General features: G+C 60.1%; 21 protein-coding genes. 12 read left to right on the top strand and 9 right to left on the bottom strand.

Annotated features, from left to right (window positions below; genetic code table 11):
- The first annotated feature begins 206 nt into the window (after nucleotides 1-206).
- Both ACW4DH_RS00705 and ACW4DH_RS00700 read left to right on the top strand, forming a co-directional pair.
- A complete protein-coding gene (locus ACW4DH_RS00705; RefSeq protein WP_459634433.1) occupies nucleotides 207-2,027 on the top strand; it encodes a SurA N-terminal domain-containing protein in 1,821 nt (606 codons plus the stop codon).
- Nucleotides 2,028-2,192: 165 nt separating this feature from the next.
- Nucleotides 2,193-3,200 (top strand): NADP-dependent oxidoreductase, encoded by a 1,008-nt coding sequence (locus ACW4DH_RS00700; protein ID WP_459634432.1) that lies wholly within the window; start codon nucleotides 2,193-2,195, stop codon nucleotides 3,198-3,200.
- A gap of 76 nt (nucleotides 3,201-3,276) precedes the next feature.
- Here ACW4DH_RS00700 and ACW4DH_RS00695 read toward each other — a convergent pair whose 3' ends face one another.
- The 5 genes from ACW4DH_RS00695 to queC form a co-directional block, all read right to left on the bottom strand.
- Complete coding sequence (locus ACW4DH_RS00695) at nucleotides 3,277-3,531, bottom strand: YkgJ family cysteine cluster protein (protein ID WP_459634431.1); 255 nt, start codon at nucleotides 3,529-3,531, stop codon at nucleotides 3,277-3,279.
- Between the two features lie 39 nt (nucleotides 3,532-3,570).
- The gene (locus tag ACW4DH_RS00690) at nucleotides 3,571-4,920 is read right to left on the bottom strand and encodes a mechanosensitive ion channel family protein (protein WP_459634430.1); all 1,350 of its coding nucleotides are present in this window, start codon (nucleotides 4,918-4,920) and stop codon (nucleotides 3,571-3,573) included.
- A gap of 158 nt (nucleotides 4,921-5,078) precedes the next feature.
- Nucleotides 5,079-5,924, bottom strand: a complete 846-nt coding sequence (locus tag ACW4DH_RS00685) for a 6-carboxytetrahydropterin synthase (RefSeq protein ID WP_459634429.1) — start codon at nucleotides 5,922-5,924, stop codon at nucleotides 5,079-5,081.
- Nucleotides 5,924-6,568 (bottom strand): 7-carboxy-7-deazaguanine synthase, encoded by a 645-nt coding sequence (queE, locus tag ACW4DH_RS00680; protein ID WP_459634428.1) that lies wholly within the window; start codon nucleotides 6,566-6,568, stop codon nucleotides 5,924-5,926. Before queE ends, ACW4DH_RS00685 begins: the two co-directional genes overlap by 1 nt.
- A complete protein-coding gene (gene queC / locus ACW4DH_RS00675; RefSeq protein ID WP_459634427.1) occupies nucleotides 6,569-7,291 on the bottom strand; it encodes a 7-cyano-7-deazaguanine synthase QueC in 723 nt (240 codons plus the stop codon).
- Between the two features lie 201 nt (nucleotides 7,292-7,492).
- Here queC and ACW4DH_RS00670 point away from each other — a divergent pair, with 201 nt between their 5' ends.
- The gene (locus tag ACW4DH_RS00670) at nucleotides 7,493-7,915 is read left to right on the top strand and encodes an SRPBCC family protein (protein ID WP_459634426.1); all 423 of its coding nucleotides are present in this window, start codon (nucleotides 7,493-7,495) and stop codon (nucleotides 7,913-7,915) included.
- Between the two features lie 37 nt (nucleotides 7,916-7,952).
- Here ACW4DH_RS00670 and ACW4DH_RS00665 read toward each other — a convergent pair whose 3' ends face one another.
- From ACW4DH_RS00665 to ACW4DH_RS00650, 4 genes are all read right to left on the bottom strand, one after another.
- Nucleotides 7,953-8,984 (bottom strand): asparaginase, encoded by a 1,032-nt coding sequence (locus ACW4DH_RS00665; RefSeq protein WP_459634425.1) that lies wholly within the window; start codon nucleotides 8,982-8,984, stop codon nucleotides 7,953-7,955.
- Nucleotides 8,985-9,112: 128 nt separating this feature from the next.
- The gene (locus tag ACW4DH_RS00660) at nucleotides 9,113-10,324 is read right to left on the bottom strand and encodes an MFS transporter (protein ID WP_459634424.1); all 1,212 of its coding nucleotides are present in this window, start codon (nucleotides 10,322-10,324) and stop codon (nucleotides 9,113-9,115) included.
- A gap of 97 nt (nucleotides 10,325-10,421) precedes the next feature.
- Nucleotides 10,422-11,051, bottom strand: coding sequence for a CBS domain-containing protein (locus ACW4DH_RS00655; RefSeq protein WP_459634423.1), 630 nt, complete (start codon nucleotides 11,049-11,051; stop codon nucleotides 10,422-10,424).
- Between the two features lie 205 nt (nucleotides 11,052-11,256).
- The gene (locus ACW4DH_RS00650) at nucleotides 11,257-11,757 is read right to left on the bottom strand and encodes a hypothetical protein (RefSeq protein WP_459634422.1); all 501 of its coding nucleotides are present in this window, start codon (nucleotides 11,755-11,757) and stop codon (nucleotides 11,257-11,259) included.
- 279 nt (nucleotides 11,758-12,036) lie between these two features.
- Between ACW4DH_RS00650 and fliD the strand changes: the two genes are divergently transcribed.
- The 9 genes from fliD to cheW all read left to right on the top strand — a co-directional run bounded on the left by fliD (nucleotide 12,037) and on the right by cheW (nucleotide 20,380).
- Entirely contained in the window at nucleotides 12,037-13,446 is a 1,410-nt protein-coding gene (gene fliD, locus ACW4DH_RS00645) for a flagellar filament capping protein FliD (RefSeq protein WP_459634421.1), read from the top strand.
- Between the two features lie 22 nt (nucleotides 13,447-13,468).
- On the top strand, nucleotides 13,469-13,867 hold the full coding sequence (gene fliS / locus ACW4DH_RS00640; RefSeq protein ID WP_459634420.1) for a flagellar export chaperone FliS: 399 nt from the start codon (nucleotides 13,469-13,471) through the stop codon (nucleotides 13,865-13,867).
- 3 nt (nucleotides 13,868-13,870) lie between these two features.
- Nucleotides 13,871-14,248 (top strand): flagellar protein FliT, encoded by a 378-nt coding sequence (fliT, locus tag ACW4DH_RS00635; RefSeq protein WP_459634419.1) that lies wholly within the window; start codon nucleotides 13,871-13,873, stop codon nucleotides 14,246-14,248.
- Nucleotides 14,245-15,438 carry a flagellar hook-length control protein FliK gene (gene fliK, locus ACW4DH_RS00630; protein ID WP_459634418.1) on the top strand — a complete coding sequence of 398 codons (1,194 nt, stop codon included), beginning with the start codon at nucleotides 14,245-14,247 and terminating at the stop codon, nucleotides 15,436-15,438. The genes fliT and fliK overlap by 4 nt, the downstream gene beginning before the upstream one ends.
- The gene (locus ACW4DH_RS00625; RefSeq protein ID WP_459634417.1) at nucleotides 15,431-15,733 is read left to right on the top strand and encodes an EscU/YscU/HrcU family type III secretion system export apparatus switch protein; all 303 of its coding nucleotides are present in this window, start codon (nucleotides 15,431-15,433) and stop codon (nucleotides 15,731-15,733) included. Before fliK ends, ACW4DH_RS00625 begins: the two co-directional genes overlap by 8 nt.
- Before the next feature lie 199 nt (nucleotides 15,734-15,932).
- On the top strand, nucleotides 15,933-16,805 hold the full coding sequence (motA, locus tag ACW4DH_RS00620; RefSeq protein WP_459634416.1) for a flagellar motor stator protein MotA: 873 nt from the start codon (nucleotides 15,933-15,935) through the stop codon (nucleotides 16,803-16,805).
- On the top strand, nucleotides 16,802-17,767 hold the full coding sequence (gene motB / locus ACW4DH_RS00615; RefSeq protein WP_459634415.1) for a flagellar motor protein MotB: 966 nt from the start codon (nucleotides 16,802-16,804) through the stop codon (nucleotides 17,765-17,767). The genes motA and motB overlap by 4 nt, the downstream gene beginning before the upstream one ends.
- Nucleotides 17,768-17,813: 46 nt before the next feature.
- The gene (gene cheA, locus ACW4DH_RS00610; RefSeq protein ID WP_459634414.1) at nucleotides 17,814-19,889 is read left to right on the top strand and encodes a chemotaxis protein CheA; all 2,076 of its coding nucleotides are present in this window, start codon (nucleotides 17,814-17,816) and stop codon (nucleotides 19,887-19,889) included.
- Nucleotides 19,886-20,380: a chemotaxis protein CheW gene (cheW, locus tag ACW4DH_RS00605; RefSeq protein ID WP_459634413.1), complete on the top strand. Its 495-nt coding sequence runs from the start codon at nucleotides 19,886-19,888 to the stop codon at nucleotides 20,378-20,380. Before cheA ends, cheW begins: the two co-directional genes overlap by 4 nt.
- Nucleotides 20,381-20,482 lie beyond the last annotated feature (102 nt).

Here is a 20,482-nt window from a genome sequence, read left to right as displayed (position 1 = left end):
GCCTGGATATCTGCCGTTTGTTCCAAGCAGTGAATATTCTGCTGACGAACTACTACCGCTCAGGGTGGGGTCGCCCAAAATAAGCGTATCGCTAAGCGATGCGCTTTTTTATTGCTTTCATGCTCAAATCCGGTCGTCTTGATGTCTTCTCACGATGAGTCGTTATAATGCGGCTCGGAACAAAAAACCATCATTTTGAGGCCAGCATGCTGCAACGTATCCGAGAAGGCTCCCAAGGGTGGATCGCAAAGGCCATTGTCGGGGCAATCATCGTCACTTTCGCCTTTTTTGGCGTGGAGTCGCTGGTAGGCCTCTTCAGCGCAAGTAGCGATACTGTCGCAACGGTCAATGGGGAAGAGATAAAGCGCCAGGAAGTCGAGCTACAGGTTCAGCGGGGCATACGCTCTGGTCAGGTGCCGCCTGAACAGGAACGCGAATTCCGCGCCGAGGTCATCGAGCAGACGATTAATCGCACCTTGCTTGAGCAGTACGCTGAAGAGGGTGACATGTATCTGTCCGAAGCGCAGCTCGATCAGATTATCGTCGGCTTGCCTGAATTCCAGGATCAGGATGGGCGCTTTTCCAGTGAGATATTCCGTAACAGGCTAGGCAGCGCCGGTTACACGCCGCTGTCTTTCCGTCAGCAACTGAGGACCGACATGCTGCGTCAGCAGTTGCAGCAGGGACTGGCTCAGGCGGCCTTTATGCTGCCCTTCGAGCGTGAACGCCTGACTGCGCTGCAGAACCAGACGCGGGACTTCCGTTACGCCGTACTGGATGAGACAAACCTGGCGGCGCCTGTCGAGGTGAGCGATGAAGATCTGCAGGATTACTATGCTTCTCATCAGCAGGCCTATCAGCGTCCCGAGCAAGTGCGTCTGCGTTATGTCGTGCTAGACAAGGCCGACCTGGCTCAGGGGCTCGAGGTGAGCGAGCAACAGCTGCAGCAGGCATATGCGGCCGCACAGCGCGAAGCGCCCCGTCAGGTATCCCATATCATGGTCGATTTTGGTGATGAGCGTAGCCGCGAGGAGGCGCGAGCCATCCTCCAAGAGGTTCAGCAGCGGCTTGCCGATGGGGCCGATTTCGCCGAGTTGGCGCAGGAATATTCCGAGGACGCGACCACGGCCGAAGAGGGTGGATCGCTTGGCGTCATTAACCGAGGTTTCTTTGGCGAAGACTTCGAAAATGCCGCTTTCAGTCTCGAGAAGGGACAGGTGTCTTCGATCGTCGAAACCGAGAACGGCTTGCACCTTATCAAGGTGACTGGCCTGGAATTGCCCTCGTTCGAAGAGATGCGCGATCAATTGGCCGAACAGGCGCGTCTGGCCGCGGCCGACGATGTCTTCAATGAGCGTGTGCAAATCCTCATCGATGAAAGCTTCGCGGCCGAGGACCTGGCCAGTGTCGCCGAAGACCTGGGGTTGACGGTGCAGGAGTCCGACTGGGTCTCACGTAACGATGCTTCAGGCATACTCTCGGAGCCTGGCGTCATGGATGCGGCATTCATGCCGGATGTGCTGGAGGAAGGCTATAACAGCGATGTCTTGGAGTTGGATGATCAGCGTCGCATGGTGTTGCGTGTCACCGATCACCGGGCCGCGACGACACTGCCGTTCGAAGAGGTTGAAGCGCAGGTGCGGGCCGCTGTCGAGCAGGCTAAGACGCGTGAGGCGCTGATGGCACAAGCCGAAGAAGCCGTGGCTGCGCTGCGCAGCGGAGATACGTTGGAACTCGATTGGCAACAGGCCGAAGATGTCTCCCGCCAGGGCGAGGAACAGGCAATCCCCCAGGCCGTCCTCGCCGAGGCTTTCCGCCTGCCCCAGCCGCAAGACGGTGCGGCTTACGGCACGGTGGCGACCCAGAATGGGGCCGCTGTCGTCGCCCTGACGGAAATTAACGCGGGTGACAGTGAGGATCAGGTGGGTGGTTTCGTGGTGCAACTGGCGGAGCGTCTACGTGCTCAGGCGGCTATCCAAGGGCTTAACGACACGTTGCGTCAGGATGCCGAGATCGAACGTCTATAGCATGCCGGATTGACTCGGGAAACCCGCATCGCTGGAATTGCAGGGCGCAGCTGAAACTGCGCCCTGTTTTTTTACATTCCTGAGGCTCGACAGGAAGTTGCGGGCCGCGCATGAGCCTCCTACCCTGAAACCATTGAATCATTATCAGGCTAGGAGACAAGCGACATGACCGTATCCCACTATTTCACCCTCGATGAGCATCCGCGCGGCCTTCCGGAGCGTGAGCTGTTTCAGTTTCGTGAAACGCCACTGGAGGATGTCGCCGAAGGTGAAGTGCGTGTGCGTAACACGTGGCTGTCCGTAGATCCGTACATGCGCGGCCGGATGAATGGCGTAAAGACGTATGTCGAGCCGTTTAAGCTGGGCGCGCCGCTTCAGGGCGGAGCGATCGGCGAAGTCGTGGCGTCTCGCCACCCACGCTTTCATCAGGGGGATCGTGTGCGTCATATGTTTGGCTGGCGCGATGTCGCTCAGGTCCCTGGGGACCACCTCGAGCCGCTGCCGGTGTATGACGTGCCGGAACAGGCCTATCTTGGCGTACTGGGTATGCCGGGTATGACGGCCTGGACCGGTTTGAATCTTATTGCGCAGCTTCAGGAAGGCGAGCGGGTGCTGGTCAGCGCGGCGAGCGGGGCGGTCGGCTCGCTGGCCGTGCAACTGGCTAAGAGCAAAGGGTGCCAGGTCGTTGGCGTGGCAGGTAGCCAATCCAAGCTGGATTGGCTCGAGGCGCGGGGTGTCGGGGCGGTCAGCTATCGCGACAAGGATGCGCAGGCGCTGACCCAGGATCTCAAGGAGGCTTGCCCCGAGGGGTTTGATGTCTATTTTGAGAACGTGGGGGGCGTGCTGCTGGAAGCGGCACTCAACAATCTGCGCGATCACGGGCGTATCGCCGTATGTGGCATGATCGAGCGCTACAATGACACGACGCCGCAACCGGGACCGTCGAACCTGTTCCTGTTGACCTCCAAGCGGGCACGTATGCAGGGCTTTATCGTCAGTGAGCACTGGGATCACTACCTGCAGTTTCTGGATGAAGTGGCGCCACATGTCGAACATGGCGACATCGACTATCAGGAAACCATCGAGGAGGGGCTCGAGAGAACGCCGGATGCTTTCCTCAAGCTTTTCGAAGGGGGCAATCAGGGCAAGATGCTGGTGCGCTTGAACACCTGACCCGCGTAGCAGGGTTGCTGACCGCTCATCGTCAAGTCTTGCGATGGTAGGCGCCGCCGATAGGTGGCGCCTTTTTTTATGTGCCGGTGACGCTTTCCCACCAGATAAGGGCGCTCATGGCGTGTTCGCGTCGCTCGCCGCAGATATCGCGATCATAAGCGAAGTCTTGACAGACGGCGGGGCGGCGAGGGTCGCCGAACAGTCGGCAGCGATTGTCTGCATCCAACTGCACGCAACGCACCCCGGCAGGTTTGCCTTGCGGCATGCCGGGAATCGCAGAGGTAATGGAGGGCGCAATACAGCAGGCGCCACATCCCACACGACATGCCATAAAGAGTATCCAGTGTCGAAAACAATGAGTTTAATGCAATCAGACGTTTTCGCCGATCCGCCGCGCTAAATCGCCATTCATTTCGGCGGTCTCTTCTGACATGGCAAAGCTTCCCGCTTCGACGCGCAATTGGGGCAGGGCGGAGGGGTAATGCGCATTGATATACGCGATGAGTTTTTCGCGCACCTCACAGCGCAAATCGAAGGCGTCGCCCCCGCTACCGGCACTGACCAGGATTCTTACCTGCATGGTGCGCTCGCTGAAATCGGTGGCTTGTACCACGCATACCTTGCCATCCCAGTACTGCGACGCCTCGACGATGCGTGCCAGTTCCTCGCGTAAAGGGTCCAGGGGAAGCGTGTAATCGACGTAGAGGAAGACGGTACCAATCAGATCGGCACTATTGCGCGTCCAGTTCTGAAAGGGATTGTCGATGAAATAATTGATTGGCAACACCAGGCGCCGCAGGTCCCAGATTTTGATCACCACGTAGGTCAGAGTCAGCTCTTCGACGCGTCCCCATTCGCCTTCGACCACGACGGCATCATCCAGGCGTATGGGCTGCGTCAGCGCTATTTGAATGCCGGCCAGCAGGTTACCGAGCACCTTCTGGGCGGCAAAGCCGACCACGACGCCGATAATCCCCGCCGAAGCCAGAATGCTGGCTCCCAGCTGACGCACCTTGTCGAAGACCATCAGCATCGAGGCTACCGCCAGGACGATGATGATGAAGTTGACCAGCTTGCGCAGCATCGCCACCTGGGTATGAACCTGGCGGGCACGCAGGTTATCCGTGACGTCGGTGCGAAAGCGCGAGTGCAGTATGTTCTCGCCGATGCCTACCATGTAGATCAGCACTACCGCGATACCTGCAATAAGGGTCAGGCTGGCAAGGTTGTGCAGGGCGGTCTGCAATCCAGGGGAATCGGTTGCCAGGGGAAGCAGGGAAAAGAGCAGCAATACGGGGAAGAAGACGGCGCAGCAGCGGGCAAGGAACGGCAGAAAGTAACGGTCCAGAGCGTTGCTGCGGTTTTGCGACCAGCGATCCAGATAGCGGATCATACGCCGGGCGACACGCAGCAATAGCCAGACGACCAGCACTGCGCCCAGCGTATGCGTTGTGACCAGCAGGGCCATTCGCGCCGGAATGTCGGGCAGCAACGTGACCATCGCCAGGGCGGGGCCATAAAGCCAGATCAGGCATTGGACGGGAAGATATACGGCCTGCCCGAAAACCCGAATACCGCGTAGACGGGGATTGACGCTGACCTGTACGTATCGGTGCAGTTGGCGCAATCCCAGCGATAGTGCAAACAGCAGTACTAGAATCGACAGGGCGATGGCCCAATTGGAAATTGACGTACCGAGTTGGCGTTCGAGCCACTGCATTCCTTGGGTCTCCATTCCTTGGGTTTACGTCAGTTGAAAAGGACCGTCGGGTTGATGGGCATCCATGTCGCATGTGCCTGCCGTCAACTACCAGCCCATGGCAGAGCATAGTGAGCCATCGATACAGAGGGGCGTGCTATGGCTGCCACTGGCTCTGCCTAGCCGCCGCTGGCCTCGGCGAAAGCGCCCTTGCCTATACCTTCGAAGGCCTGTACGCGGATGTGCGCTTTGCTGTCCCGGGCGATCTCATGGGCTATCCAGGCGGCGATATGTTCTACGGTTGTCGGTGTTGGCAGTACCTCGCAACGCTCACTGGGCAGGCGCAGAAAGAACTGACCCTGAGCGCTACGGTAGCGCGTTGTCAGTTGGTCATGTCGCTCGTCATCGCCGTCGACAATATCCTCCACGTCGATCAGATAACGATCCGTTAAGCGTTGGGCCCATTGCGCCTCGAGCTTCGCGTCGCGCGTACCGTTGTGCCAAATATGCAAACGTGAACGGTGGCCATGCGCGATGCGCTGGCAGTTACCGACGTGGCGCTTGAGGCCGTGACTGTAAGTGTAGGCGGCCTCGTCGATATGTTCCTCATGTAGGGTCAGCCGAATGGCCTCGACCCGCGGTGGGGGACGCCGGGTCAGGGCTTCGCCGTAATGACGCGCCAGTCGCTCGGCGGTGATCTCGCTCCAGGGCAGCAGGGTGAATGCCTGGCGCGGGCCGCGCACCTCCATGCTGTAGGGAAGCGTCGCACGCAGGCAAAGACCCTCGGCACACTCATGTACCGTCACTCCTGGCGCCTTCGTGGGCACTACAAGCGTGTGGTCCGCCTCGGCGTCGAGGCGCGATTTGATCCAGGGTTTGACCTCGCCGAAGTCAAACAGCATGCCGTCCTCGCCGAGCTCACCGTCAAGTTCGGCGTTGACCTGCCAGCTAACCCCGATCAACCCGCGGCTCGGGCACCAGAGCGACGCATCAAACTGCGTCAAGCCGTTGACGAAAAGGGTCATCAATCAATCTCCGCGATCTTGTGCGTCTGTAGCGAAAGTTGCCACTGGGGATGGGCCAGGCAATACGCCACGGTCGCTGTCATCGTCGTGCCGTTCATGCCTTGCGGCTGAAGATCCATGGGCTGAAGGTAGAAGTGGCCGAAAGTATGTGCCTTGAACCGCTCAGGTGGAGCATCGGCCTGCGGATAGACCAGTTTGAGCTCGTCCCCGCATGTGATGGCTAGCTTCGTCTGGCCTTTGGGACTCACGCATAACCAGTCGATGCCCGGCGGGGGAGGCAAGGTGCCGTTGGTTTCCACGGCGACCTCGAAATCGCGGGCGTGCATGGCCTCGATCAAGGCGCTATCGAGTTGCAACAGCGGCTCGCCGCCGGTGAACACGACGTAGGGCGTCGCCCGCCTACTCTCCGCCGGCCACAGTGTTGCGAGATGCGTTGCGAGCGCTTCGGCGTCCCGGAAGCGTCCACCATTCTGGCCATGGGTGCCGATGAAGTCGGTGTCGCAGAAACGACAGGCGCTACTGGCACGATCCTGTTCGCGACCCGACCATAGGTTGCAGCCGGTAAAGCGACAGAACACGCTGGCGCGGCCGGCCCGCGCACCTTCGCCCTGCAGCGAATAGAAGGCTTCCTTAACGTGATACATTCAGTCCCCTTGGGTCGTCGCTGTCGGCTGAGTGTCGCGGCGCTTACGGTACGGCAGCGGGTCGCTTAGACCATGCGCGGCAAAGGCGGCCAGGCGCTCCCGGCAGCTACCGCACTCACCGCAGGCCTCGGCCTCGCCCAGGTAGCAGGTCCAAGTCTGGGCATAATCGAGATGCAGGGCCAGACCGTCGGCGAGGATGTCGGCCTTATGGCTATGCAGATAGGGCGCGCGAATCTCCACGGCCTCGAAATTGGCAATCGCGGCGACCTCGTTCATGCGCTCGACGAATTCGGGGCGGCAATCGGGATACAGTGCATGGTCTCCACCATGCGCGCCGTAGAAGACCACCGGGGCACCGATATTGACCGCCTGGGCGATCGCCAGGGACAGCAGGATCATGTTGCGGTTGGGTACCACCGTCGCGGTCAGGTTGCTATCGTTGTAATCGCCGCTGGGCATGGCGCGGCGGGTGTCGGTCAACGCCGAATTGCCAATCAGGCCATGAATGGCTCGAATGTCCACGACCTGATGGGCGATGCCCAGTTGTTGACAGACGTGACGGGCGACATCGAGTTCACGGGCGTGACGTTGGCCGTAGTCGAATGACAGGGCGTGAATTTCAAAGCCCTCGGCGATGGCACGATGCAGTACGGTAAAGGAGTCCATGCCGCCGGAATAGATCACTACGGCACGCAGGGAAGAAGGGGATAGAGCAGACGCCACGAAAAAACCTCTTTCGGAGAATTTATAGGATCCGCCGCAGCGGTTGGCCGGGATCCGGTCCGGACAAGGGGGCTATTGTAGCGAGGCCCGATCTAGCTGACCAGCGCACCCCTATGCGATCCGTCGCTTGCCCTTTGCAAGTGGCGGTTTATGGTGGTTATCGTTACTCTCGTGACAGCCACGATCACATTGGAAATATGCATGGCGACTATCGAACACAGCGCGGTGTTGCATGCAACGCCGGAACGCGTTTTTGCACTGCTTGAGCACGTCGAAAACTTTGCCGACTATTCGGACATGATCGAGGCGATTGTACCGCTGGGGGAGTCCCGCTACCGCTGGCATGTGCGGGCCGTGGGCATGGATTGGAGCTTCGATGTGCTGATCACTGAATGTCAACCGCCTTCGACCCTGGCGTGGGAATCCATCGATGGGGTGCGTAATCAAGGCCGCTACGAGTTGCGGCCGGTGGCTGAAGGCACGCATGTCCAACTGACGCTGGAGTACCAGATTCGCAACAAGCTGGTGGAGAAAGCCGTCAACAAGGCGGCTACGCCACTGGTCAGCCAAGTCAGTCGGCAGATTCTCGATCGCGTCGAAGCTCGCCTGCAGGAGACGAAGTGACCGACGCTCCCGCGCCGGCCGGCTCAGGCTTGAGGATTCAGCGCTCGCCCGCCAGGGATGTCAGAAACCGCTCGCGGCGATCCCGATGTTCCAGCGGCTGGGCCACGAGATGAACCAGTTTGGTGATGACGGCTTCTGGCGTCATGGCGTCGCCTGAAAGTACCCCGGCTTCCACCAACCCTTGTCCTGTCGCGTAGGTGCCCATCGTGACGGGGCCATGCGGGCACTGGCTGATCGCGACGAGCAGCTTACCTTCGCCGCTGGCCTCGGCCAGGGTACCGAGTAGGGCCGGGTCATCGGGAATGTTGCCACTGCCCCAGACTTCCAGCAGCGCTGCGTGCACCTGTGTATCGTTCAACCAGCTGGCAATATGCCGCGCGGCGATACCCGGCCAGAGCGGGATACGTACCACGGGTGACGCCGGAAGCGAGGCCAGGTCGGGCAACTCGAAGCGGGGGGCGCCGCGACGCTGGCTTGCCAGTCCTCGCGAAGGGTAGAGGATGGCGTCGCCGTCGACGATTTCTCCCAGCAGGGGATAGTTGGGACTGATAAACGCTTCGAAGGCCTGAGTGTCCCATTTGCGCGAGCGACAACCGCGTAGCAATTTACCCCCGAAACAGACGGCGACCTCCTGTAGCCTCGGATGTTCGGCGAAGCGCAAGGCGGCTTCGATATTGGCGAGGGCATCGCTGCCGTCGGCTTCCAGGGGCTTCTGGGCGCCGGTAACGATCACTGGCTTGCCGGTTCCCAAGAGCTGAAACGCCAGGCTGGAGGCTGTCCAGGCCAATGTGTCGGTGCCGTGCAGCACCACGAAGCCGGCATACTGGTCGTACTGCGCCGCGATATCTCTGGCCAGGCGCTGCCAGTCGGCTGGCGTGGCACTGCTCGAGTCGATGGGAGCGGCATATTCCACTAAGTCGAATTCAGGTAACGAAGCTTGGCGTGCCGGAGAGAGTTGCATCATGGCCTGGCGCAGGCGCGGCTCGAAATCATTGCCAGGCTGAAGCCCGCGTGAGCCGTTTACCATGCCTAGCGTGCCGCCAGCATAAATCACAAGAAGAGACGCCATAGCGAGAATCCCTCTCTACACTTTGATCATGTTAATAAGGCAATCGGGGTGACCGCCGCTCAGGAATCCCCGCCAATTCTTGCAACCTTGCATACCCTGCGAAGCGTGTTACCGCCTCGAGGATAAGGCTAGGAGCGGATAAATAGGCGTCCTTGGGGATCGGTGTCCAGGCGTCTGTCGCGCCCCGCGAGCCCACCAAGAAAGGCCGCGATAACGATGATCGCGGTAAACAGGGCCGCCATCACGTTCAGGCTGTCGGTGTAGTGCAGTATCAGACCGACCGCCAGCGGCCCCAGCGCCGCCAGACAATAGCCGAAGCCCTGCGCCATGCCGGAAAGTTCCCCCGCCAGGCGCGAATGGGCCGTCCGTAACACGATCAACGAAAGCGCCAGACTAAAACTGCCGCCTTGTCCGAATCCCAGCAGGATAGCGTTTGCCCATTTCCACTCCAGTGGCGCCAGAAGCAAGCCGAGCAGGCCGATGCCGGTTACCGACAACATTAGCCAGATGGCAGGGCGTTGGTCACGTCCCAGGCGCGCCAGCCAGGGGGCGCCGAGTGCTGTCACCAGTTGGGCCATGAGCGAGATCGCCAGTAGCCAGCCCGATTCGGCTTCGCTTAATCCGCGTCGCTGCAGCAGTACCGGCAACCAGCCGAACACGATGTAGGCAAGCGAGGATTGGGTGCCCATGAACAGGGTAACGTGCCACGCTAGGGAAGCGCGTCTGAGTTTCAGAGGCGTGAAGTGCGCTGGCGTGTGGATGCTTTGCGGCCAGGGATGCGGCGTCCGGATATACCATACTACCAACGCGATAAACGCCAGCAGGGCCCAACTGCCCAGCCCGATACGCCAGTCATTGAAGGCGTTGGCTATCGGGACGCTGAAACCGGCGGCCAATGCTGCGCCCAGGCATAGTGCCATGGTATAGACACCGGTCAGCAGGTCGGCTTGGTCGGGGCGTTCGCGTTTCACCAAGGCGGGTAGCAGGGTGCCGGCAATGCCGATAGCCGCGCCCGCCATCAGCGTGCCCAAGAACAGCCGCCAGGGCGTACTGCTGGCACGGATCAACAGGGCTGTGCCCAGGATAAGCAAGGCCAGCGACAACGTTCGCTCGGCACCGAGGCGTCGGGTCAAGCGTGGCGCCAGAGGGGCAAAAAGCCCCAGGCACAATACCGGAAGTGTGGTGAGTGCGCCGATAGCCAGCTCGGACAGGCCGGTACTCTGCTGTATCCGCAGCAGCACAGGGGCCAGCGAGGAGAGTGCGGGTCGCAAGTTCAGAGCGACCAGAATCATCAGCGGAAGAAACGATAGAAGGCCTGCCTGCCTTGCGGTCGATGTCATGCGGGGCTCGCGCGGGTGGGAAGGCAGGTAGGCTATCAGGGACGCGTCGTCAGGTCACGGGTGTGCGTTCCGCAGTGCCCATGCATGTGGTGCATGTTCAGCTGATCTCGTGGCCTAGGATGACCTGACAGATCGCCGCGAAGGAGCGGGCTTCGGGGGGCTGGTTCAGGTCGATACCCAAGGCCCGGCTGATGTCGGAGGCGGACACCAAGCCGCGAATGCGCGCGGCGCCGTCGGCTGTCGGCTCGGTCACCAGAATGTGCTGATCGCCAAAGGACTTCAGCGTTTCGACGAGATCGCCGACATTGGCGTGCTCCAGCTTGGCCAGTGGCAGCGCATGAAGCTGATGACGAGGTGACTGCACCATTTCTACGGTCACTTCATCGCGTCCCACCTGGTACTGCTGCATGGCGAGGGTGACCCGGCGACCACCGATCAGCTCGCGTGCGGTGACCACGCCGGTGAAGCGGCCTTCAGTGTCGATGACCATCAACAGCCGCACACCTGCCTGCTTCATGACGTTCAAGGCATGGACGGCACTATTCAATGCCAGGATGCTCTGAGCGCGAGTCACCTGGAAATCGGTGAGCAATGCACGAGCCGGGCTTTCGAGGCTTAATGTGTGCTCGGTGGTCGGTGGCTGGGCAATATGCGTGACGTCATCGAGGGTGTCGAGACGCAGCGCTGCATAGCGGCGCAGAGTAGAAGAGCTGTTCGTGTGCGGCATGATGAAGAGGGTCCTTACGGCCTTGTCTGGAAAATGTTGAGCTTCGCTCGCCAATATCTCCGACAAGACCTGAGTGTAGAGGGTTCCGATCGCCCGGCGTCTCCGGCGGTCAGCAATTCAAAAAGCTAATCAAGCCAACACCGAAAAAGACCGCGTCAGAAGGCGCTGGTTCCGTCATTGCGGCCAAAACCTCTCGCACCGAGATTTACAGGTGGGGACGAAGGTCGCCGCGCACACTGTCGAGAAAGGTGATGAATCGTGTGTCATCGGAATTGTCGTGCCGATCGATACGACACCCCAGGCTCATGGTGCGCTTGACGAGTATCTCATCGAAGATTTCCAGTGTGACCTTCTGACCGGCTTTGTCGCCAGGAGTCAGGATGCCATCTTCGAGCGTGAAGCTTTCCAATAACGTGGCTCGGACTCGGGTAGTCCCGCCTTCGGCGAGCACCCGCCTGACGAATAGCCAGCCTTCACATGCCAAGGTCTCGTTATTTTCGCGTTTGCGCTGGAACAGGGTGCGATAGCAGGCGCCTTCCTTGGCTCCCTGGTCGGCCATGCTGCGGTAGGCCTGGGTCACGCGGGTCGCCATGGCGCCGGATTCCGCCATCTTGCGCAGGGCGGCTTGATGCTCACGGCTCACCTGGTCCTGACGCTGAAAGCGTTGCCAGAGATGATAATCGGCGAATAAACGGGTCGAATCCATTACAACTCCTGCGGTTGGGCAGCGAAACCCCTATCTTCTCTTATTCCGCCCGCCCATGACCAGAAAACCTGCCCTGACAGAGGGGGCCATTGCCATGCGCACGCGTCGGGGGGGTATATCTTTCTATCATTCCTGGCGGAACGGCCCTGAAATGCGTCTGCTCGTTAAAGTTCGGCGCCATGAAGCCGATGTAGGGGAATAGGACACATATATAGCGCCTTCTCATGCCGCGGAGACTCGGGTGGCATGATACAAAAGGCACCATCTCAGAGGGATGTCATGGCTACGATTTCATCATTGGGGATCGGTTCGGGACTGGATCTCAGCAGCCTGCTGGATCAGCTGAAATCTGCCGAACAGGAGAAGCTCTCTCCCATCGTATCCCAGCAGAGCAGCTATAAAGCCAAGCTGTCTGCTTTCGGGCAGTTGGAAAGTTCCCTGGACAAGCTGCAAACGGCCGCCGCCGCACTCAACAAGGCGGAGACCTTCCAGGCGGTCACCAGCAGTATTACCGGTGATGCCGTCACGGCATCCGCCGGTAGCGAAGCCGTGCCCGGACGTTACGAGGTATCGGTCACGCAACTGGCCAAGGCGCAATCGCTGGCGTCTCAGGGAGTGGCTGACAAGACTGCATCGATAGGTCAGGGCACGCTCGATTTCACAATAGGTGAGGGCGATAGCGCTTCATCTTTCACGGTAACCGTCGACGAAAGCAATGACTCCCTGGAAGGACTGCGTGACGCCATCAACGCCAAAGAGGCTGGTGTCACGGCTTCCATTGTCAACGACGGAGATCCTGCCAATCCTTACCGTCTGGTACTGACATCCGATGAAACCGGAACCGAGTCGCAGATCACTGCCATCAGTGCTGGCGCCGACAGCGATGTTGAACTAAGCACGAAATTCAGCTATCCCGAAACGACAGACGGTAGTAGCACCACTGGAATGAGCGAGACGGTCACTGCCCAGAATGCAATGCTTGCCGTCAATGGTATCGAAATCACCAGCCCCTCCAATACGGTCAAGGATGCCATCCAGGGCGTGACGCTGGATCTCTCCTCAGTGACAGGGGCGGAGTCGGAAATCCTCACGGTATCCCGCGATAATGCTGCTATCAAAAAAGCCGTGACCAGCTTTGTCAGCGCCTACAACTCCTTGCAGAGTACGACGTCAAGTCTGAGCAGTTACGATGCCGAATCCGAGACGGCGGGCACCCTGCTGGGGAATTCCACCCTGCGAGGCGTCGAGTCGCGTCTGCGTAACGTGATGAGCGGAGCGGGCGAAGGCGAGATCCAGATGCTGTCCCAGTTGGGCGTGACGCTGCAGTTGGATGGAACGCTGAAAGTCGATGATGAGGATCTGGACGAGGCGATCAGCACCAACCTGTCTGCGGTAAGCGAGTTCTTTACTGGCGCTGATGGAAAAGGCGGCTTCGCAACCCGGCTCGACGAGAGTCTGGAAACCATGCTGGGTGACAAGGGGCTGATCAAGAATGCCACCGATGGCATCGACGCCACGTTGGAGCGCCTTGGGGATCGTTACACACGCATGGGGGAGACCATCGATGCCACCGTCGCGCGTTACCGCACCCAGTTTGCCCAGCTCGATTCGCTGGTTTCGCAGATGAACTCGACCAGTTCCTATCTGACCCAGCAGTTCGATGCCATGAACGCTCAGCTTAACCAGTGATGATGCCGAGGAGATTCAATCCATGAATGCGATGCGTGGTGCCAACGCCTATGCGCGTGTCGGCGTCGAGACCGGGGTCATGTCCGCCAGCCCCCATCAATTGATCGTCATGCTGTTCGATGGCGCTCAGGCGGCAATTCGTGCCGCCCGGTTTCAGATGCAGGATGGCGATACCGCCGCCAAGGGGCGCTCGATCACCAAGGCACTGGATATCGTCAACAACGGTCTGGCGGCGGCGCTGGATCATGAGCAGGGAGGCGAGATCGCCACCCGTTTAGCGTCACTTTACGATTACGTGTCGCGGTTACTGCTACAGGCGAATCTGCATAACGACGAGGCTCGTCTGGATCAGGCCGCGAAGTTACTCGATGATATCGGCTCGGCCTGGCGACAGATCGGCCCCCAAGCGAACGGCAATTGATTCATGCAGACATCCACGGAGCTTCTGTCCCTATACGAAGGGTTGCTTACCCAGTCTCAGGCGATGCTCGAGAGTGCACGACGGCAGGAGTGGGACCAGCTGATTCAGCAGAAATCCCGCTACATAGTGGACGTGGAGCGTCTGCAGAGCATGGAATCGAACTGCAGCCTTGATGATGAGGCTCGTGTCATCAAGATGGATTTGCTGGTGGGTATCCTGGAAAACGATGGCGAAATCCGCCGTTACCTCGAGGCGCGCCGCGACGAACTGAGTGACATGCTGGGTAACTCAAGGCGTCAGCGGGCCTTGTCCCAGGCGTATAACCAAGGGCAGGGCAACATGTCCTCGCGTATCCGGGCCAGGCACGAAGGCCACTCGTGAGTGGCATTACACCGATCCTGGATACCCTGTTGCATCAGGTTCTGGGTCGGCGTGTGGATATTCCCGTTACCAAGGAATTGCCGGAGCCGGTGACGCCGGCTTCGCCAAAAGACGCCATCAAGGCGCTGCATAGCGATTCACGCCTGCAGGGCGGCAACGCCTCCGCGATTGCCTCGCGACCTTCTCTGGAACCTGAAGACAAGAAACCGGCCAGGGAGGCGTCGTCGCAGGCCCTGGCACCATCCTCGACACGGACTCACTTCAGCCCGGCAGCTCGCACCATTGCCGATATCCTGGTCAAGTTCCCCGCCCCTCCTTCCGTCGTCAGTCCCGCAGCTCCGCTGTTGCCGGGAGAATCCTCTGCGCCGGTACTTGCCATGGCGCTCAGGCACAGCGTCGAAGAGAGTGGCTTGTTCTACGAATCCCATCTGGTCCGCTGGTATCGCGGTGAGTTTTCGCGTGAAACGTTGATGCGCGAGCCGCAGATGTGGCAATCGCTGATATTTCGGCCGCTGCCGCCGGCTGGGCAGGGGCGGAGTATGGATACGGCGCCGGTGACGATGCCTCATCCTGGCGTGGGAAAGCACGCTGCTGGGCAGCCCGCGAATTCTCAGACGGGGACACCGACGTCGGCGATTACGGGGCAGTCGCTTGCTTCCTCGCCGCTTCAGCCGTCTGCCGAGAGTGGCGGCCCGCTAGGGCGAGTCGAGACCTATGCAGGGCCTGCGGGTGATGTCTCCCGTGAGGCTGCGGAGGCCTTCGACAAGCTCGGGCATTCACCTGAGCGCTTGTCCGAGACGCTGCAGAGTGTCGTCAGGCATCAGCTGGAGTTGCTGGTGACGCCGACACTGCGTTGGGAGGGGCTGTTATGGCCCGGAATCATGCTGGCACTGGTCATTCATGAGGGGCACAGTGGCTCGCCGCAATCGGGCGCAGACTCGCATGGCGAGGGGGGGCAGGATAGCGCTCCCTGGCGCAGCGAGTTGGCGCTGACTCTCCCGGAGCTTGGTCCACTCAATGTGGAGCTCACCCTTTATGAAAAACGTGTGGCTCTCAGGTTGGAAACCCATAGCGAAACGAGTCTGGTACAGCTCAGTCAGGGCGTGCCCGATTTGAGACGGCGGCTATCCGGGCTGGGCTTTGAGGCCGATATCCGAGTCGACAGACGTTGGGAGGATCAAGATGAATAATGCTCCTCCTCGGCCGGACAAGCGCCGCCAGGCCGTTGCCCTGGCCTATCGCGATTCGACGGAATCGCCCTCGGTCGTTGCCAAGGGGTATGGCGAGCTGGCCGAACGTATCATCGCCGCCGCAAAGGATCAGGGCGTCTTCGTCCATGATGCTCCGGAACTGGTGGGCCTGCTGATGGGCGTCGACCTCGACGCACGTATTCCGCCTGCGCTTTATCAGGTCATCGCCGAGCTGTTGGTCTGGGTGCATGACGTCCAGCAGTCAGCCTCTACGGACATGGCCAAGCCGCGCTGACGCTGGACGTTGGCCGCAGCGGTTGGGCAGGGTGACATGGTGGCAGCCGGATGCCCTTATATCGTTGAAAGACAGTTGAGTCTAACGGCCCCCCGATGAAAACTTGCATTTCCGCTGCGCTTATTCCTCAAGGCCGGACCGCCTGCTGCCGATAGAAGATTCAACACGTCAGTTACGTATGCAGCCAGGGGAATGTTCAGTGTTCATTTTGATCGGTTTTGTGATTGTGACCCTGTCGGTATTCGGCGGCTTCGTCCTGGCCGGCGGTAGCTTGGGACCTCTCTTCCAGCCCACCGAATTTCTCATGATCGGTGGAGCAGCCCTGGGCGCCTTCATCGCCGCCAACAATGGCAAGGCGATGAAGGCGACATTGCAGTCGGTGTCCAAGCTCAAGAGAACGACCAAATACAACAAGGCCATGTACATGGAGCTGATGGCTCTGCAGTACAAGCTGCTCTCCAAGGCGCGTCGCGATGGCATGCTGGCCATTGAGCGCGACATCGACTCGCCCCAGGAGAGTGCGCTGTTCGCAGAATATCCGCGTATTCTCGCCGATCCCATGATCATGGCTTTCATGACCGATTACCTGCGTATCATGATCAGCGGCAACATGGATTCGCATGAAATCGATGCGTTGATGGAGCATGAAATAGAGGCCTTCGAGCATGAAGCGCATATCCCTGCCGATGCGCTAGCCAAGGTCGGGGACGGTTTGCCGGCCTTCGGCATCGTCGCGGCGGTGATGGGGGTGGTCAAGGCGCTGAGTTCAGCGGATGCCGGAGCGGAGCAGATGGGCATCATGATCGCTCACGCTCTGGTGGGAACCTTCCTCGGTATTCTGCTGGCCTATGGCTTCGTGACGCCGGTGTCGCACCGTATCGATCGGCAGGTGGCGGAAGGTGTGAAAATGCTCCAGTGCATTCGCGTCACGCTGCTGGCGAGCCTCAACGGTTATGCTCCGCAACTGGCTGTGGAATTCGGGCGCAAGGCGCTGCACAGCGCCGAGCGTCCTTCGTTCAGCGAGCTTGAAGATCATGTGCGCAACAACAAGCCCGACGCAGGTGCCGCATGAGTCAGGATCGTCGCCCGATCATCATCAAGCGCAAGAAGGTGGTGCACGGACATCATGGCGGCAGCTGGAAAATCGCCTATGCGGATTTCATGACGGCAATGATGGCGCTATTCCTGGTGCTGTGGATCCTGTCGTCTGCCAGCGAGAACGAGTTGAAGTCGATTGCCGAGTATTTCCGTACGCCGATCGCAGTGGCATTGACGGGGGGCGACAAGAATACCGCGAGCACCAGCGCGATTCCCGGCGGCGGGCCCGACCCGACCCACGCCGAGGGCGAGGTCCAGCGAATCGATGTGCGCCTGCAGACACGGCCCAGCGAGGAACAGCAGCGGCTGATCAATCTACGCCAGCGGCTGGAAAGAGTCATCGAGGCCAATCCCCGCCTGCGGGAAATGCGCTCCCAGTTGCGCATCGACATGACTCCGGAGGGGCTGCGCATCCAGATCGTCGACTCCGACCAGCGGCCGATGTTCGAGCTGGGCAGCGACAAACTCGAATCCTATATGCGTGAGATTCTGCAAGCCATCGCGCCGGTGCTCAACGAGATGCCCAACTCCATCAGCCTGAGTGGACATACCGACGATATTCCGTACGCCGGTGGCGAGCGGGGCTACAGCAACTGGGAACTCTCCGCGGATCGCGCCAACTCCTCGCGTCGAGAGCTGGTAGCGTCGGGTCTGGATTCCACCAAGCTGCTGCGGGTCGCGGGGATGGGCTCACGCATCAGCCTGGCCGAGACAAATCCCAGCGATGCGGTAAATCGGCGCATCAGTATCATTGTGCTGGACAAGCGGGCGGCGGCCAGGATCGAGGCGCAAAGCATGATGGGCGTCATGGCTTCGCCGGTGCCTGGTGTGCCGCAGGTCGAACTGCCCGAGACACCGGCAACGGCACGACAGGACAGCCAGGCGGAGACGGTTTCGGCTGACTCGGACGTGACGACTACTTCCCCGGCAATGTAGCGACCTGGTCGCCCGGGGCCCACTGACTCTACTTGTGGAAATGAGCATGGATATTACCGATTTCTACGACACCTTTTTCGAGGAAGCGGAAGAGCTTCTGGGTGACATGGAACGGCACTTGCTGGAAATCGACGTTGACGAGCCGGACGCCGAGCAGCTCAACGCCATCTTCCGCGCTGCGCATTCCATCAAGGGGGGCGCCGGCACCTTTGGCTTCAGCATTCTGCAGAACACGACTCATCTTCTCGAAAACCTGCTGGATCATGCGCGCCGTGGCGAGATGGCGCTGCGCCGGGACATCGTCGATCTTTTTCTGGAAACCAAGGATATGCTTCACGACCAGTTGGATGCCTACCGCAATGGCTCCGAACCCGATCCTGACGCTTATGCGCGCATCTGCGAAACACTCAAACAACTTGCGCTGGATGAGATGGGCAAAAGTGTCGATGGCGGCAGCGCGCCGGTCAAGCCGGCGGCTCCTGACCCCGAGCCAGCCAAGCCGGCAGCGACCGAGGCGGCCGGCGTGGGCGCGCTGAGCGTTACCCTGCTGGGCGTATCCGACAAGGACCGTGAATTGCTTGTCGAGGAGCTGGGGCAGCTCGGGTCCATTCTCGAGCAAGCGGGTGATGCCTCGCGTTATGTCGTGCGGTTGGAGTCCAACGTCAGTGCCGATGATATCGAGGCAGTCATGTGCTTTATCATCGAACCCGAGCAGTTGGAAATCCGTAAGGAGCCCGCCGCGTCGGGTGCATCCGCCGCCCAGCAGGACGAGCCGGCCGTCGAGGCGCCAGCGCCTGTCGTGCAGGAAGCTCCAGTAAAAGCGGATGTCCTGCCGACCAAGAACGAGGCACCCAAGCCGGCCAAGACAGGTGCCAAGCCTGCGGCCAAAGGGGGGGGCGAGTCGGGTACCATCCGCGTGCCGGTCGACAAGGTCGATCAGATCATCAATCTGGTCGGTGAGCTGATCATCACCCAGTCGATGCTGGAACAGACGGCGGGCGATCTGGACGGAGTCACCCATGGGCCGCTGGCCAACGGCATGAACCTGCTGCAACGCAATGCCCGCGATCTGCAGGAAGCGGTGATGTCGATCCGCATGATGCCCATGGACTATGTCTTCAGCCGCTTCCCGCGGCTGGTGCGCGACCTCGCCGCCAAGCTGAACAAGGATGTGGAGCTGGTGACCGAGGGCAAGTCCACCGAACTCGACAAGAGTCTTATCGAGCGCATCATCGATCCGCTGACCCACCTGGTGCGCAACAGTCTCGATCACGGTATCGAGACGCCCGAAGTGCGCGAATCCAAAGGCAAGCCCCGTACCGGGCGCCTGACGCTGTCCGCCCAGCATCAGGGAGGCAATATCCTCATCGAAGTCATCGACGATGGCGCCGGGCTCAATCGTGAAAAGCTGCTGGCCAAGGCGGTAAGCAACGGGCTGGCGGTCTCCGACACCATGAGTGACGATGAAGTCTGGCAGTTGATTTTTGCGCCGGGCTTCTCCACCGCCGAACAGGTCAGCGATGTCTCGGGACGCGGCGTGGGCATGGACGTGGTCAAGCGCAACATCCAGGCGATGGGCGGCCATGTCGAGATTGCCTCGCAGACCGGCCACGGCACCACGACGCGCATCGTACTGCCGCTGACCCTGGCCATCCTCGACGGCATGTCGATCAAGGCCGGCGAGGAAATGTTCATTTTGCCGCTGGGGGCGGTGCTCGAGTCCTTGCAGCCCCAGGCCGACGATCTTTACACCATGGCGGGCGATGATCAGCTGCTCAAAATGCGTGACGAGTATCTGCCAGTGGTCGCCCTGCATTCAGTGCTGGATATCGAAGGGGCCAAGACTCGGCCGACCGAATGCATTGCCGTGATCGTTCAGGGTGGAGGGCGCCGCTACGCCTTGCTGGTCGACGATCTTATCGGTCAGCAGCAAGTCGTGGTCAAGAATCTCGAAACCAATTACCGCAAGGTCCCGGGGATTTCCGCTGCCACCATCCTGGGTGACGGTAGCGTGGCGCTGATCCTCGACATTGCCGATCTACAACGACTCAACCGTCAGAAAACGCCGGCGATACGCCGCGAGAGCCTGGCGGAACCTAAGCAGGAGGTCCTACCATCATGACGAACCTATCACAGGCCACCATGGCGGCCAGCGATGCCGCGAGCAGCGAGTTCCTGGTCTTCTCGCTGGGCGAAGAAGAGTACGCCATCGACATTCTCAAGGTTCAGGAGATTCGCGGTTACGAAAACGTCACCCGCATCGCCAATGCGCCGGCCTTCATCAAGGGGGTGACCAACCTGCGTGGCGTGATCGTGCCGATTGTCGACCTGCGCATCAAGTTCCATCTCGATAACGTCGAGTATGGTGGCCAGACCGTGGTCATCGTCGTCAACGTGGGCGAGCGCGTCGTCGGCATCGTGGTGGATGGCGTTTCCGATGTCATGAGCCTGACCCCGGAGCAGATCAAGCCGGCACCGGAGTTCGGTGTGGCGTTGTCCTCTGATTACCTCAGTGGTCTGGGCAGCTTGGAGGATCGCATGCTGGTGCTGGTCGACATCGACAAGTTGCTTACGAGCGAAGAGATGGCGTTGATCGACAAGACCGGTAAGTAACACCAGATAGACGCTAAGCAGGCATCTCCCTCATTGCTTCAGCGTATTCACCTGCCAATGAATTTCCTCTTTACCCGTTCCGCTCGGAACGGGTTTTCTTGT

Source organism: Halomonas sp. WWR20, assembly GCF_054602495.1.
Note: the sequence above shows the minus strand (reverse complement) of the source record. Positions and strands in the feature narration are given on the sequence as shown.